The 15,150-nt window shown below is 62.7% G+C and carries 12 protein-coding genes, 1 pseudogene and 1 riboswitch; of the genes and pseudogenes, 3 read left to right on the top strand and 10 right to left on the bottom strand.

What is annotated here, in order from left to right; genetic code table 11:
• Positions 1 to 35: 35 nt before the first annotated feature.
• The 4 genes from recO to era form a co-directional block, all read right to left on the bottom strand.
• Positions 36 to 812 (bottom strand): DNA repair protein RecO, encoded by a 777-nt coding sequence (recO, locus tag EIO64_RS13030; protein WP_021749022.1) that lies wholly within the window; start codon positions 810 to 812, stop codon positions 36 to 38.
• Between the two features lie 214 nt (positions 813 to 1,026).
• On the bottom strand, positions 1,027 to 1,623 hold the full coding sequence (locus tag EIO64_RS13025; RefSeq protein WP_021749021.1) for a hypothetical protein: 597 nt from the start codon (positions 1,621 to 1,623) through the stop codon (positions 1,027 to 1,029).
• Positions 1,608 to 2,123 carry a flavodoxin family protein gene (locus EIO64_RS13020; protein ID WP_021749020.1) on the bottom strand — a complete coding sequence of 172 codons (516 nt, stop codon included), beginning with the start codon at positions 2,121 to 2,123 and terminating at the stop codon, positions 1,608 to 1,610. Before EIO64_RS13020 ends, EIO64_RS13025 begins: the two co-directional genes overlap by 16 nt.
• Positions 2,124 to 2,178: 55 nt before the next feature.
• On the bottom strand, positions 2,179 to 3,078 hold the full coding sequence (gene era, locus EIO64_RS13015; protein ID WP_021749019.1) for a GTPase Era: 900 nt from the start codon (positions 3,076 to 3,078) through the stop codon (positions 2,179 to 2,181).
• A 218-nt stretch (positions 3,079 to 3,296) separates the two neighbouring features.
• On the opposite strand from era, the gene EIO64_RS13010 reads away from it, so the two are divergent.
• Entirely contained in the window at positions 3,297 to 4,121 is an 825-nt protein-coding gene (locus EIO64_RS13010; protein ID WP_119310550.1) for a sulfite exporter TauE/SafE family protein, read from the top strand.
• Positions 4,122 to 4,380: 259 nt separating this feature from the next.
• Here the strand turns inward: EIO64_RS13010 and uvrA are convergent.
• A pseudogene (uvrA, locus tag EIO64_RS13005) lies at positions 4,381 to 7,208 on the bottom strand (excinuclease ABC subunit UvrA).
• 863 nt (positions 7,209 to 8,071) lie between these two features.
• A complete protein-coding gene (locus EIO64_RS13000; protein WP_036630140.1) occupies positions 8,072 to 8,293 on the bottom strand; it encodes a helix-turn-helix domain-containing protein in 222 nt (73 codons plus the stop codon).
• A gap of 74 nt (positions 8,294 to 8,367) precedes the next feature.
• On the opposite strand from EIO64_RS13000, the gene EIO64_RS12995 reads away from it, so the two are divergent.
• Positions 8,368 to 8,622, top strand: coding sequence for a hypothetical protein (locus EIO64_RS12995; RefSeq protein WP_036630139.1), 255 nt, complete (start codon positions 8,368 to 8,370; stop codon positions 8,620 to 8,622).
• On the opposite strand, the gene ybaK is transcribed toward EIO64_RS12995, so the two are convergent.
• From ybaK to EIO64_RS12975, 4 genes are all read right to left on the bottom strand, one after another.
• Positions 8,572 to 9,078 (bottom strand): Cys-tRNA(Pro) deacylase, encoded by a 507-nt coding sequence (gene ybaK, locus EIO64_RS12990; RefSeq protein WP_021749012.1) that lies wholly within the window; start codon positions 9,076 to 9,078, stop codon positions 8,572 to 8,574. The genes EIO64_RS12995 and ybaK overlap by 51 nt on opposite strands.
• A 10-nt stretch (positions 9,079 to 9,088) precedes the next feature.
• Complete coding sequence (locus EIO64_RS12985) at positions 9,089 to 9,478, bottom strand: MmcQ/YjbR family DNA-binding protein (RefSeq protein WP_119310549.1); 390 nt, start codon at positions 9,476 to 9,478, stop codon at positions 9,089 to 9,091.
• 310 nt (positions 9,479 to 9,788) lie between these two features.
• The gene (uvrB, locus tag EIO64_RS12980) at positions 9,789 to 11,864 is read right to left on the bottom strand and encodes an excinuclease ABC subunit UvrB (protein WP_170180092.1); all 2,076 of its coding nucleotides are present in this window, start codon (positions 11,862 to 11,864) and stop codon (positions 9,789 to 9,791) included.
• A gap of 542 nt (positions 11,865 to 12,406) precedes the next feature.
• Entirely contained in the window at positions 12,407 to 13,084 is a 678-nt protein-coding gene (locus EIO64_RS12975; RefSeq protein WP_021747980.1) for a JAB domain-containing protein, read from the bottom strand.
• 216 nt (positions 13,085 to 13,300) lie between these two features.
• Positions 13,301 to 13,463: riboswitch (M-box (ykoK) riboswitch) on the top strand.
• A 108-nt stretch (positions 13,464 to 13,571) separates the two neighbouring features.
• On the opposite strand from EIO64_RS12975, the gene mgtE reads away from it, so the two are divergent.
• Positions 13,572 to 14,954: a magnesium transporter gene (mgtE, locus tag EIO64_RS12970; RefSeq protein WP_136891465.1), complete on the top strand. Its 1,383-nt coding sequence runs from the start codon at positions 13,572 to 13,574 to the stop codon at positions 14,952 to 14,954.
• The last annotated feature ends 196 nt before the right edge of the window (positions 14,955 to 15,150 follow it).

Below are 15,150 nucleotides of genomic sequence, written 5' to 3'. Positions count from 1 at the left end.
TCGTATAAATCAGCAAAAGAAATACAAAATGTATCTTATTTCGACAACTCTTCCGGCGGCTGGAGGCTCTTGTAAAATTCCAGCGTCCGGAATCCCCGCTCCAGCTGGGCGGCCACGAAAGCCTCCGCCGCCGCGGAGAGTCGCTCCAGCGCCGGGCCTGTCAGCCGGAACGAGTAGAGCCGCTTGGGGTCCCCGTACACGATATGCCGCAGGGCCGCCAGGGAATCCGGGCACAGGGGCATGGAGAGGGCACTCTCCTTCGCGCCGCAGCTCCGGCACCGCAGGATGCCCTGTACCACGTCCAGCAGGGGCTGCTCCGGGTCCGGCCGGCCGCAGTAGGCGCAGCTGTCCGCCAAAGGTTCATATCCCGCCAAGCACAGCAGTTTGATCTCAAAGGCGGGCTTCACCAGCGCCGGCGGCTTCTGTAAAGCGGAGAGGGCGTACAGCCCGTTCAGCAGATGGGGCAGCAGTGCCCCGGCAGGGACCTCCGGCGCCGTGACGGTCTCTGTCAGCTCCGCGAAGTAGCAGCCCAGGGCCAGCGCCTCCAGATTCGTCCGCAGGCCGTTGAACAGCTCCGCCGTGGCTCCTTCATTGGCGTAGTACCACTCGCCCTTCTGATAGAGGGTCCACTCCGAATAGACCATCTGCTGGGCGCAGGCGGCGTACTTGCAGCTCTTCCGCCGGACGCCCCGGGCGATGACGGAGATCTTGCCCCGGTCCGCTGTCAGCAGCGTCAGGATCTTATCCGCCTCTTTCGTCTCCGTCTCCCGCAGGACCACGCCCTTTGTCACGATGTAGGCCCGCTCGGCCAACGCGCTCCCTCCTTATGTACGGAGAGCGTCCGCCCTCCGTTCTATGCGCTGATCCCGCCGCCGGACTCCTGGTCCAGAGCGGCCTGATACAGCAGGTACACCAGCGGTTCGCCGGTGAGGCAGAAGCACTCCCAAAGCCTTTGTGTGTCCATTCCGCAGACCTCCTCCCAGGAGTAGTCTGCGAATGTTGTCGGATTTTTATGGCTGGAAATCTCTAGCCTCCCTCGATCTCCATGGTCCGCATCTCTCCGGCGGTGATGTTGTTTTTCGCGCCGTAATCAGTCCAGTACCGGCCGGAGGCCCAGACGAACATCCGCCTGTTCAGCGGCATCCGCACCGACAGCACCTCGCTCCGTCCCGCCCGCATACCAGCGGCCAGGCGGCGCAGGCCCCGCCGCACCAGAAAGGAAAAAGGCGTATTCAAGATCGCCTCTCCCGAGCCGATCTGCAGCGCCATCCCCCAGGGAAATCCATATCGTTTGCAGAAAAAGCGCACCATTTCTACCGCAGGCCGGGTCTGCTCCGGCTCCAGAAAGCCGCAGTTCACCAGTACGTGGATCCTGGGGCGGGCCGTTCCCCTCCATACTGCGAGTTCCTTCAGGGTCCTCATCAGCACCGCCGGTATGCCGTCTGCGTACAGGGGGAACACCAGCAGCAGATCCGTACAGTCCTCTGGGGAGAGCGGTCCACCCCTCAGCGCGGTATACTGGTCCGCCGTCTCTCCCCAACACGGAAGAAACTGTTCGATATACCTCCGGGAGTTGGAACGGGGCGCCCGGGGACTCCCATTGACGATCAGGAGCTTTCCCATGCGCGTACCTCCTCCCTAATGGCCCCGGCCAGCTCCTCTTCCCGAAGGAAGCGGACACTCCAGCTCCGAAACAGCATATTATGGGCGTTGCGGGCCGCCAGCAGACGGAAGAGCGCCTGCTCCTCGTCTCCGGTATCTCCATAGGCCAGAATCACCGCGTCTTTCTCCGCCACCGCCCGCTGTATATGGTGCGTCTCTCCGTGGTGTATCCGAATAAACGCCTGCTGGATGGGAATGGCCCGCTCCAGCATGGTCTTCATCGGTACGTCATAGGACCCGCAGAAGAGACGGCTGACATAGATCACATGGTCGCTGTGGGCAATCAGGGGATATACGCCTACAGCGTCGTCCCGGATCACGCACCGCCCCGGCGTTCTGACCCAGCAGCTGAAGCAGCCCATACAGTCCGCGATTTTCAGCTGGCTCAGGTCCACATAGTGCCAGTCCTCCCGGACCGGCAGTCCGGTTGGCAGTGCCGTGTCGCTCAATACCAGTCTCATATTCTCACTCCCCGCACGGCAGCCTGCGGAATACCGGAGACCGCACGCTTCCTCCTTATTCGTCCCGGTACCCGAAGCTCCGCACGTAGTTCACGTTGTCCCGCCAGTTCTCCTTGACCTTCACCCAGGTCTCCAGATACACCTTGGTGCCCATGAACTTCTCCATATCCTGCCGGGCCAGGGAACTGATCTTTTTCAGCATGGCCCCCTGCTTGCCGATAATGATCCCCTTGTGGCTGGCCTTCTCACAGTAGATGGTGGCGTCCACGTCGATGACGCCGCTGTCCCGCTCAGAGAACTTCGTGATCTCCACCGCCGTGCCGTGGGGGATCTCCTTGTCCAGGCACAGCAGCAGCTTCTCCCGCAGGATTTCCCCCATCACCTGCCGCTCCGGCTGGTCCGTCGTCATCCCGTCCGGGAACAGCTGAGGGCCTTCCTGGGCATACTTCCGCAGTTCCTTCATCAGATCCTTCAGGCCGCTGCCGGTGTGGGCGGAGATGGGGATGATCGCGTCAAAGCCGTCCCATGCCTGGTTGTAAGCGGCGATCACCGGCAGCAGCTCCGCCGGTTCCACAGTGTCAATCTTGTTGACGCAGAGGATGCAGGGGATCTCCTCCTCCCGGATCCGGTCGATGAGTGCCTGCTCCGGGCCGCCCACATGGGGGATGGGCTCCACTAGCAGCAGGGCGCAGTCCACGTCGGAGAGGCTGGAGGTGACGACCTTCACCATGTAGTCCCCCAGGGCGGACTTGGGCTTGTGGAGGCCGGGCGTGTCCAGCAGGATATACTGGGTGTCCTCCCGGTTCACCACGCCGTAGATGCGGTTCCGGGTGGTCTGTGCCTTGTTGGAGACGATGGCCACCTTTTCCCCCACCAGGGCGTTGGTCAGGCTGGACTTGCCCACGTTGGGCCGTCCGCACACGGTAATCATGGCGACGTTTTTGATGTTTGACATAGGTGATCCTCAACTTTCTTTGAGCATTTTCGCGGGCGATCCCGCCCCGCCTGTTTCACAGTATCACACGCCCGCCGGAAAAACAACCGTTCCGGCGGCATTTCTTCGGGGAGATGCGGGAATTTCAGCAAAATTGCGGCGCTTCTGCTCTTGCCAGGGGCCTATGGAGCTGGTATACTGATAGAGATTTTGTCGAATTTACTCCGGGAGGTGCATATATGTCAGCCTCGGTCCCCACTCTCTTCACGGAAACCACGCTGGACGGCTTCCCCCTGTGGGTGGTCCTTCTGATCTGCGGCGGCGTCTTTCTGGCCGGCTTTATGGACGCCATCGCCGGGGGCGGCGGCATTATCTCCGTCCCTGTATACCTGATGGCCTTCTCCGGCCTGCCCACCCACTTTGTTTTGGGCACCAATAAGCTCTCCTCCTGCATCGGCACCGCGTTTTCCACCGCCCGCTTCATCCACCAGGGGTACGTTCACTGGCGGCTGTTCCTGCCTGCCGCCGGGCTGGCGGTGGCAGGCTCCGTCTGCGGGACCCAGCTGCAGCTTCACACGCCGGATGTGGTGCTGAAGTATCTGCTGCTGGCGGTGCTGCCGGTGGTGGCCTTCTTCACCCTGCGGACCAAAATGTGGCCGGAGGAGCCGGCCCCCATCCCGCCCCGGCGGCAGGCGGCCATCGTCTGGGCCGCCGCGCTGCTCATCGGGACGTATGACGGCTACTACGGCCCCGGCACCGGCACCTTTCTGATGCTGGTGTTCATCCACTTGGGCAAGATGGACACCCGCCACGCGGCCGGCGGGGTAAAGGTCATCAACCTGGCCTCCAACATCGGCGGTGTGTGCTCCGCCCTGATGGCGGGGACCGTCGTTCTGGGTGTGGGGCTGGCGGCCGCTCTGGCCTCCATCCTGGGACACTATCTGGGCGCCGGCCTGGCCATCAGGAACGGCAGCAAAATCGTCCGGCCTGCGGTGGTGGTCGTGCTGCTCCTGCTGCTGGTGAAGGTGATCTCGGAGCTGCTGTTTCCGAACTTCTGGAATTGACGCCCCATAGACAAGGGCCTCCGCATACAGCGGAGGCCCTTTTTGCGCGGTCTTACCGCTCCAGCAGCTTTTTCAGGTACCAGCCCGTGAAGCTCGACCGGCAGGCGGCCACCTCCTCCGGCGTGCCTGTGCGCGTCCTCGCCTGCTCCGGATCCCGCGCCCCGGCCTTCGGCTTGCTGCCTCCGCGGCCCGTCCTTTCCCCACCGGACCCGCTTCGCTGGGCTCCGGCGGGGGCTCCAAGGGGATCGTCTGCCCCGGCTTACTTTTCCAGCACCTTTTTCAGATACTGACCTGTGAAGCTCGACCGGCAGGCAGCCACTTCCTCCGGCGTGCCCGTGCAGACGATGGTGCCGCCGCCGTCTCCCCCCTCGGGACCCAGGTCGATCAGGTGGTCGGCACATTTGATAACGTCCAGATTGTGCTCGATGACCACCACGGTGTTGCCGCTGTCCACCAGCCGCTGGAGCACCTCCAGGAGCTTGCGCACATCGTCGGTGTGGAGGCCGGTGGTGGGCTCGTCCAGGATATAGATGGTCTTGCCGGTGGCGATTTTGCTGAGCTCCGTAGCCAGCTTCACCCGCTGGGCCTCACCGCCGGAGAGCTCCGTGGAGGGCTGGCCCAGCTTCACATACCCCAGGCCCACGTCGCACAGGGTCTGGAGCTTGTTGCGGATTCTGGGCAGAGGTGCGAAGAACTCCACCGCCTCATCCACGGTCATCTCCAGCACATCGGCAATGTTCTTGCCCTTGTAGCGGACCTCCAGGGTCTCCCGGTTGTACCGCCTGCCCTTGCACACCTCGCAGGGCACAAAGATGTCCGGCAGGAAGTGCATCTCGATCTTCAGCACACCGTCGCCGGAGCAGGCCTCGCACCGGCCGCCCCGGACGTTGAAGCTGAACCGCCCCGGGCCGTAGCCCCGGCTCTTGGCCTCCTGAGTGGAGGCGAACAGGTCCCGGATGTCATTGAAGAGGCCGGTGTAGGTGGCGGGGTTGGACCGGGGTGTCCGGCCGATGGGGCTCTGGTCGATGTCCACCACCTTGTCCAGATACTCGATTCCCTCGATCCGGTCGCACCTGCCGGGGTGGACCTTCATCCGGTTCAGCTCCACGCCCAGCTTCTTGAACAGGATCTCATTCACCAAGGAGCTCTTGCCGCTGCCGGACACGCCGGTAACCACGGTAAAGGTCCCCAGGGGGAACTCCACGTCGATGTGCCGCAGGTTGTTCTCCGCCGCGCCGATGACCTTCAGGCTCTTGCCGTTGCCCGGCCGCCGGGTCTCCGGCACGGGGATCCTCTTCTTGCCGGAGAGATACTGACCCGTCAGGCTGTTGGGGTTGGCCATGACCTCCTCCGGTGTACCGGCGGCCACCACCTCGCCGCCGTGGATGCCGGCGCCGGGACCGATGTCGATCAGGTAGTCCGCCGCCCGCATGGTGTCCTCGTCGTGCTCCACCACCAGCAGGGTGTTGCCCAGGTCCCGCAGGTTCTGCAGCGTCGCCAGCAACTTGTCGTTGTCCCGCTGGTGCAGACCGATGGAGGGCTCGTCCAGGATATACAGCACCCCCATCAGGCTGGAGCCGATCTGGGTGGCCAGGCGGATCCGCTGGCTCTCGCCGCCGGAGAGGGTCCCCGCGCTGCGGCTGAGGGTCAGATAGCCCAGGCCCACGGACTGGAGGAACCCCAGCCGGGACTTGATCTCCTTCAGGATCCGGTCTGCGATCAGGTGCTGCTGGTGCGTCAGCTCCAGCCGGTCCACCCATTGGAGCTCGTCCACCACGGACATCCGGGTCAGGGCGTCGATGTCCTTGTCCCCCACGGTCACCGCCAGGGACTCCTTCTTCAGCCGCTTTCCCTTACAGGTGGGACAGGGGCACTCGGCCATCAGCTCCTCCAGCTCCCGCTTGCTGGCATCGGACTGGGTCTCCTTGTAGCGGCGCTCCACGTTGTTGCAGATGCCCTCAAAGGGCTGATACAGCACGCCCTTGCCCCGGGGCTGGTCGTAGTGGAGCTCCAGCTTCTCCCCGCCGGTGCCGTAGAGGATGATGCTCCGCACGTCCTCCGGCAGGGTCTCCCAGGGGTCGGTGAGGGAGAAGTGGTATTTCTTCGCCAGGGCGTCGAAGTACATCCGGGAGATGCCGTCCCCCGGATGTTGTTCCAGCCGCTGGCCTGGATGGCCCCCTCCAGGATGGAGAGGGACTTGTCCGGCACGATCAGTTCCGGATCCACCTTCAGCTGGCTGCCCAGACCCGTACAGGTGGGACAGGCACCGAAGGGGTTGTTGAAGGAGAACATCCGGGGCGTCAGCTCCTCGATGGAGATGCCGCAGTCCTCGCAGGCATAATTCTGGGAGAATGTCAGATCCCGCTCCTCCCGCAGGAGGTTGACGACCACCAGCCCGCCGGTGAGGCCGGAGGCGGTCTCCACGCTGTCCGTCAGCCGCTGCTGGATATCCGGACGGATGATGAGCCGGTCCACCACAATCTCGATGGTGTGCTTCTTGTTCTTCTCCAGCTTGATCTCCTCGTCCAGCTCGTACAGATTCCCGTCCACCCGGGCCCGGACGTAGCCGGACCGCTTGGCGTCCTCAAAGATCTTGGCGTGCTCACCCTTCTTGCCCCGGATGACGGGGGCCATCACCTGGATGCGGGTGCCCTCCGGCAGAGAGAGGACCTGATCGATGATCTGGTCAATGGTCTGCTGGCGAATCTCCTTGCCGCACTTGGGGCAGTGGGGGGTGCCCACCCGGGCCCACAGCAGGCGGAGGTAGTCGTAGATCTCCGTCACCGTGCCCACGGTGGACCGGGGGTTCTTGCTGGTGGTCTTCTGGTCAATGGAGATGGCGGGGCTGAGACCCTCGATATAGTCCACATCGGGCTTGTCCATCTGGCCCAGGAACATCCGGGCATAGGAGCTGAGGGACTCCACATACCTTCTCTGGCCCTCGGCGTAGATGGTGTCGAAGGCCAGGGAGGACTTGCCGGAGCCGGAGAGGCCCGTCATGACCACCAGCTTGTCCCGGGGGATGGTGACGTCGATATTCTTCAGATTGTTGGCGCGGGCGCCTTTGACGATGATCTTGTCCTGCATAATGTGTATGATTGACTCCTTTCAGGAGAGGTTTCTCTTTTCAGTGCCGGAAATGCCTCCGGCGGAGGTGTAGAGGCGCTTTTCAACCACCCGGGGAGACTGGCTCCCGCCAGGGGGCCGTTTCCACGGGGGATGCGCCCCCCATTCTCTTTTTGTCAGCGCCAAAAAGAGAACGCGCCGCGCCCGGTGTAAGAGAAAAAACGCTTTTGGTCGCAACTTTGCACGTCCGTGCAAAGTTGCTGTACGGGAGTTGACGAGAGATGGTGCCTGCGGGTTTGCGATGACCTCCCGACGGGCGCGGCGGGGTGCGGTACAGGCTTGAACGCGGATTCCCGCGGCGCGGGTGCAAAGGTCAACGGGGTGCAAGGACGCATTTGGTCTGCTTCTCTTTCCGCGCGTTCCGCTGCGCTACGCGCTGCCGGATTCTTCGCGGGAGCGTGAGCGGTAGCGAAAAGAGAAGCAGCTCCATGCGACAACCACCCCGACGAGGTCGGCGCCATCCGCCACGGGACGGCAGCAACAGGAATCGCAGAAGAGCATAGCGTGCCCGAAGGCCAGTCCAAATCGGAGCAGGCACCGATACGCCGACCCCCGTTGCGCGCGGAGGGCCACTGCACCGGAGCGCGTCCAAGCGGCCTTTTCTTTTGGACCGTGCACGGCCCGTTTTCTTTTCCGCAAGTCGGAAAAGAAAACGGGGGGTGCATCCCGGCTGGACAAGCCCCCTGCGGGAGCAGAATCCCCGTGGCCGCCGGACGGCGGCCCAAATTTCCACGGGCGGTTTGTAACCTCCCTTACACGCTCCAGGGGCGGCCATACCATCGGGCCGCCGAGGGCGGTGGCCCCTACGGGTGCACGGAACGGATTTACCCCCGCGCGTCGCTGCGCCCCAGCAGATAATCCGTGGTGACGCTGAAGTAATCCGCAAGAAAGCAAAGCGTCAGCGATGGGACATTGACCTTTCCATATTCCATTCTCTGATAATGGACAAGGGTAATTTGAAGCACTTCTGCCATATCCGCCTGCCGCAGATGCCGTTCATCCCGCAGGGCACGCAGTCTTTCTCCAAATATTTTTAGTGTTTCCATGGAGTTCTCCTTGACATATATCATTTAATGATGTATCATCAATACATCATTAAATGTTGTTTGAAGGTGATCCAATGAATCCCATCTATCTCCGCCTCTTCGACGGCTACGCCGCCGACATTCTGCAGAAAGCAGACCCCTTCGATTCCAAATCCGTGGATCAGCTGGCGGACAGCCTCTCCCTCTCCGGGGACGCCCGCCTGTGCCTTCAGGACGCCTTTCTGGCCCGCTACCTCCAGTGGTCCACCGACGCCTTCACCCTGGGACTCCACCTGGGCCTATCCCTGGTCCACGACAATGTCCGCCGTGGAGGCCCCCAGCAGGTCTAGCAGCGCCCGGGGCGCCAGCTCCACCTGGGCGCCGATCTTCCCGGCGGAGATATAGACGGTTTCGTAGTCCAGCGCCGTCCGGTGGAACACGGTGGGATACTGCTTCTTCATCCCCACCGGGGAACAGCCGCCCCGGATGTAGCCGGTAACGGCGTTGATCTCCGCCACGTGCAGCAGCTCGATGGACTTCTCCCCCACCGCCCTGGCGGCCTTCTTCAGATCCAGGTTCTCCGGCGCCGGCACCTCGAACACGTAGATGCCCTTGGACGCCCCCCGGGCTACCAGGGTCTTGAAGCCTCTGGCTGGGTCCTGCCCCAGAGCCTCCGCCACGTGGACGCCGTACTCCCGGGTGCCCTCCGGCCCCTGGCTGTCCTCATAAAACCGGGCGGTATAGGGGATCTTTCTCTGGTCCAGGATCCGCATCACATTGGTCTTTTCCTCTTTTTTCTTCGCCATTGCAAACACCTCAGCTCTCCGCGGGCTGCTCCGCCAGCTCCCGCCGGACGTATTTGGGCAGCTTCTCCACCGCCAGGGCGTATGACCGGCCGCACAGGTCCCGCAGGACCTCCTCCGGCAGTTCTCCGTCCAGCAGGCAGGAAATCCAGGTCCGCTTATCCGAATAAAATCCCGGCAGGATGTCCGGATACCGGGCCCGCAGCAGCTCGCCCTCCGCCGCCCCGCATTTCAGATTCACCAGATCGTGGCCGCCGTAAATTTTGTACTCCGGCCCCGGCGAACAGACAGCGGCAAACAGCCTGCCCCGGACCTTATAGCGGAACCACTGCCACACCGGCTGATAGTCCTTCTCCACGCCGGGAAACGACAGCAGGTATGCGTCCAGCCATTCGTAGTGCATTTACTTCTCCCCCCGCAGCTCGATGATCCGGTCACGCAGCACCGCGGCGTACATTCCCACACGGCTCCGCCGTGCGGGAGCCCTTTTCATTTTACCAACCGACCAGAAGTGAATTCTGCCCGCTTCAAGGTTTTGCCTCCGTCAAAACGCTTGTACGCCGGACTCCCGGCGATTCGAGTACGCCATACACCCCTGCTCTTTGCGGAGGTCACTTCTCCCCCCGCAGCTCGATAATCCGGTCACGCAGCACTGCGGCGTACATTCCCACACGGCTCCGCCGTGCGGGAGCCCTTTTCATTTTACCAACCGGTCAGAAGTGAATTCTGCCCGGTTCAAGGTTTTGCCTCCGCCAAAACGCTTGTACGCCGGACTCCCGGCGATTCGAGTACGCCATACACCCCTGCTCTTTGCGGAGGTCACTTCTCCCCCGCAGCTCGATGATCCGGTCACGCAGCACCGCGGCGTACTCGAATTCCAGCATCTTGCTGGCCTCGCGCATCTCCTTCTCCAGCTTGGCGATCTCCGCCGCCCGCTCCTGCTCCGTCAGCTTGCGCTTCTTGTGGGCCCGGAGGGTGTCCTCCTCCGCGGTCTTGGAGATCTCCAAAATCTCCCGGACGCCCTTGATGATGGTCTTGGGCACAATGCCGTGCTCCTGATTATAGGCGTCCTGGATGGAGCGGCGGCGTTCCGTCTCGTCGATGGCCGCCCGCATGGAGGGCGTGATCTCGTCGGCGTACATGATAACGAGGCCGTCTGCGTTTCGGGCCGCCCGGCCGATGGTCTGGATCAGGCTGGTCTCGGACCGGAGGAAGCCCTCCTTGTCCGCGTCCAGGATCGCCACCAGGCTGACCTCCGGCAGGTCCAGCCCCTCCCGCAGGAGGTTGATGCCCACCAGCACGTCGAACTCTCCCAGCCGCAGGCTGCGGATGATCTCCATGCGCTCGATGGTCTGGACATCGGAGTGCATGTACCGTACCCGGATGCCGGCGTTTTTCAGGTACTCCGTCAGGTCCTCCGCCATCTTCTTGGTGAGGGTGGTCACCAGTACCCGCTCGTCCCGGGCGGCTCTTGCACGGATCTCGTCCATCAGGTCGTCGATCTGGCCGGTGACAGGCCGGACCTCCACCCTGGGGTCCAGCAGGCCCGTGGGGCGGATCACCTGCTCCACCACCTGGTCCGCCCGCTCCCGCTCATAGGGGCCGGGCGTTGCCGAGACAAACACCGCCTGGCCGATCCGCTCCTCGAACTCCTCGAACTTCAACGGTCGGTTGTCGTACGCACAGGGCAGGCGGAAGCCGTACTTCACCAGGGAGTCCTTCCGGGCATGATCGCCGTTGTACATGGCCCGGACCTGGGGCAGGGTCACGTGGCTCTCGTCCACGAACAGCAGGAAGTCGTCCGGGAAGAAGTCCAGCAGGGTCATGGGGGCGGAGCCGGCGGGCCGGTCGGAGATGATGCGGGAGTAGTTCTCGATGCCGGAGCAGTAGCCCAGCTCCGCCATCATCTCCATGTCGTACTCCGTCCGCTGACGGAGCCGCTGGGCCTCCACCAGCTGGTTGTTGTCGGTGAAGTATTTCACCTGATCCTCCAGCTCCTGGCGGATCTCCAGAATGGCTTTGTCCATCTTGTCCTTGGTGGTGACATAGTGGCTGGCTGGGTAGATGGCCACGTGGTTCAGCACCCGGTTCACGCTGCCGGTGACCGGGTTGAAGTCGCTGATCCGGTCGATCTCGTCCCCGAAGAACTCCACCCGGATGGCGTGGTCCCGGTAGTAGGCGGGGTAGATCTCCACCGTGTCCCCCCGGACCCGGAACATGTTCCGCTCAAAGGCGATGTCGTTGCGCTCGTAGCGGATCTCCACCAGGCGGCGCAGCAGCTCATCCCGGTCCCACTCGGCCCCCACCCGGAGGGACACCACCAGGTTGGCAAAATCGTCCGGCTCGCCCAAGCCGTAGATGCAGGACACGGAGGATACTACGATCACGTCCCGCCGCTCCAGCAGGGCACAGGTGGCACTGAGCCGCAGCCGGTCGATCTCGTCGTTGGTGGAGGCATCCTTGGCGATATAGGTGTCCGTATGGGGGATATACGCCTCTGGCTGGTAGTAGTCGTAGTAGGAGACGAAGTACTCCACCGCGTTGTTGGGGAAGAACTCCTTGAACTCCGCGCACAGCTGGGCGGCCAGGGTCTTGTTGTGGGCCAGCACCAGCGTGGGCCGCTGCACCTGCTCGATGACCTTGGCCATGGTAAAGGTCTTGCCGGATCCGGTAACGCCCAGCAGCACCTGCTCCTTCAGCCCGTTCTCGATGCCCTCCGCCAGCGCGGCAATGGCCTGCGGCTGGTCCCCGGAGGGTTGATATTCAGATACGACTTCAAATTTCGGCATAGCTCTTCTCCGCAATTTTTTCTTGCTATGGTCTCCGGGGACCAGCCCCGGCCCAAAGGGCCGGCGCCGCGGCCGCGGCGCACAAGCGTTTTGGCGCAGTCAAAACCTTGGACTGGGCGGGCTTTGCCTGCCCGGTCCATCCGAATCACGGGGTCCCCGCAAAAGTGCCGCTTTTGCGGGGTTCCCCGGAGGGCTTGTATTCAGATACGACTTCAAATTTCGGCATAGCGGCATTCCCTCCACCCATCAAACAGATTTTCAGCCACGGCCATCCTATCACACCCGTCATCTTTTTGCAACATTTGTTCGACTTTTATCAAAGGAACCATGCCTTGAAAAAAGCGAAGGGACAAAAAAGGAAGGGGGGACTAGGGGAACCCCTCCGGTTTTCCCCAGTTCGTTCGCCAGCGGCGAAGGAAGAACTTGAAGTCATTTTCGCCGCGGCGTGTACGTGGCAAAATACCCCGACCCAAGCGCCTTGGGCGCGTTCGCCAGTCCACAGACTGGTGGTGGGGGTTCTAAAGGGGGCGCCTGCTCCCTCTTTACCCCAGCAGGTCGCCGCTGTCCGCCATGGAGACGAAGTCCCGGTCCGCCACCACGATATGGTCCACCAGGCGGACGCCGATGGTCCGCAGGGCCTCCGCCACCTGGCGGGTGGCGGCCTCGTCGCTGGAGGAGGGCACCGCCACGCCGCTGGGGTGGTTGTGGGCCAGGATCACCGCGCTGGCGGAGGTCAGCAGCGCCATCTCCACCACCTTGCGGATGTTCAGGTCCGCGCTGGCCACGTCCCCCTCCGCCAGCCGCTTGCAGGCCAGGAGCCTGCCCTTGCGGTCCAGGCACAGCAGGAAGACCAGTTCCCGCCGCTCGCCGGCAAATCGCTCCAGCAGATAGGCCCCCGCCCGCTCGGAGGAGTTGAGGATGGTCTCCTGGGACGCGTCCGCTATGCGGGCCTTCCGGCTGAGCCGGGAGACCAGGGACAGCAGGATGGCCGCGCTCTCCCCGATGCCCTCCACCTTCTCCAGATCCTCCACCGGGGCGTTCAGCACGCCGGAGAGGGAGTCGTACCGCTCCATCAGGGCGTGGGCGATGGGGTTGGTGTCCCGCCGGGGGATGGCGTAGTACAGCAGCAGCTCCAGGGCCTCGTGGTCCGCAAAGCCCTCCAGCCCCGTCTCCAGAAACCGCCGGCGCATCTTCTCCCGGTGTCCGTCGTGTATGCCCATGGAGGGCCTCCTCTCGCTGAAACGCCCCGTTTCGGGCACAGATTTGGAACATCTTATTATACCACAGGCCGTCCTCTATCACAAGCGGGATTCCCATTTGTAAAATGGAGTGCAGCGGTATTTGAGGGGCCTGTAAAATTGTGGGGAGTTTTTTTCTGCCGCCTTGACAGGGGGCAGAAATTGGCATAATATGAAGAAAGAGTTTCGGCAAAACTGCATACCGTCCGGTAGGTAAGGCTACCACAGGGATACGGATCGCTGCCGCGGAGTGATGGAGACATCATGAGAGGGTTTGAACAGGTGCTATCGAACACGAAGGTATCATCTAACGTGATTTCACCGCCTTGTGAGGCTAAAGCTTGAACGGCCGCAGGGTCCGCTGATGCGGCGTCCCTGTTTTGACACGGAAATTTCCGACTGCACCGGACAGGAGCGGCCGGGTTTTTTTGTTTTCTCAACCACCAGTCCCACAGAGAGGAGGACGCGCATGTTAGAGCAGGAAGAGCAGCGGGACGAGCTGCTGGAAAAGATCGAGGATCTGATCTCCCGAAAACGCTACGCCGAGCTGCGCGACCTTCTGCTGCCTCTGGAGGCCCAGGACATCGCGGGCCTGTTCATGGAACTGGACGACAAGGTGCCCATGGTGTTCCGCCTGCTGCCCAAGGAGCAGGCGGCCGAGGTGTTCGTGGAGCTGGATTCTGAGGAGCAGGAGGTGCTCATCCAGAGCTTTTCCAACACGGAGCTGAAGGAAGTGCTGGACGAGCTGTACCTGGACGACGCGGTAGACATCGTGGAGGAGATGCCCGCCAACGTGGTCAAGCGCATCCTGCGCCACGCGGACCCGGACGTCCGCAAGAGCATCAACGAAATCCTGAAATACCCCGACGACTGCGCCGGCAGCATCATGACCACGGAGTACGTGGACCTGAAGGCCACCATGACCGTGGAGGACGCCCTGAAGCGCATTCGCCGCACCGGCCCGGACAAGGAGACCATCAACATCTGCTACGTCATCGACGAGGGCCGCCACCTGCTGGGGTATCTCTCCATCCGGACCATCCTGCTGTCGGAGGAGGACGACGTGGTGGGGGACATCATGGATACCCATGTGATCTCCGCCAACACCCTGGACGACCAGGAGGATGTGGCCCAAACCCTGAACAAATACGACTTCCTGGCCCTGCCCATTGTGGACACGGAGAACCGCCTTGTGGGCATCGTCACCGTGGACGACGCCATGGACGTCCTGCAGGAAGAGGTCACCGAGGACATCGAGAAGATGGCCGCCATCCTGCCGGGCGACAAGCCGTATCTCAAGACCGGCGTGTTTGAGACCTGGCGGGCCCGGACCCCCTGGCTGATGATGCTGATGCTGTCCGCCACTTTCACTGGGATGATCCTGACCCACTTTGAGAATTCCCTGGCGGCGGTGCCCATTCTGACCTCCTACATCCCCATGCTCTCCGGCACCGGCGGCAACAGCGGCACCCAGGCCTCCACGGCGGTGATCCGTGCCCTGTCGCTGGGGGAGGTTCGATTCAGCGACCTGCTGCGCGTGGTGTGGAAGGAGTGCCGCGTGGCGCTGATCTGCGGCGTGTGCCTGGCGGCGGCCAACTTTGTGAAGATGATGGTGGTGGACTGCTGGCTGCTGGCCAATCCCACCGTGACGCCTGCCGTGGCGGCGGTGGTGTGCTGCACCCTGGTGGGCACGGTGGCCTGCGCCAAGCTGGTGGGCGCCTCCCTGCCCATTTTGGCGGAGAAGATCGGGTTCGACCCGGCGGTGATGGCCTCGCCCTTCATCAGCACCATCGTGGACGCGCTGTCTCTGCTGATCTACTTCCGATTCGCAACTTGGATCTTAGGCGTATAAATCACCTGAAAAGGCTGCGCCTTTTCAGGTGAAGGGAGATTCGCTCCGCTCTGCGCCTCGGTTGCCCGCCTGCGGCGGGCAATTCGACGCTCGCTCCGCGCGGAGTGTTTTTCCGACGTACACGCCGCCGGAAAAACGATTTCATTTGATTTCGCGCCGTGCGCGGCGCGAAACTCTGCGAGGCATCCAAATCGAA

The sequence above is a fragment of the Dysosmobacter welbionis genome (assembly GCF_005121165.3).
Classification (GTDB): Bacteria; Bacillota; Clostridia; order Oscillospirales; family Oscillospiraceae; genus Oscillibacter; species Oscillibacter welbionis.
This window is presented reverse-complemented; position numbering and strand designations above follow the sequence as displayed.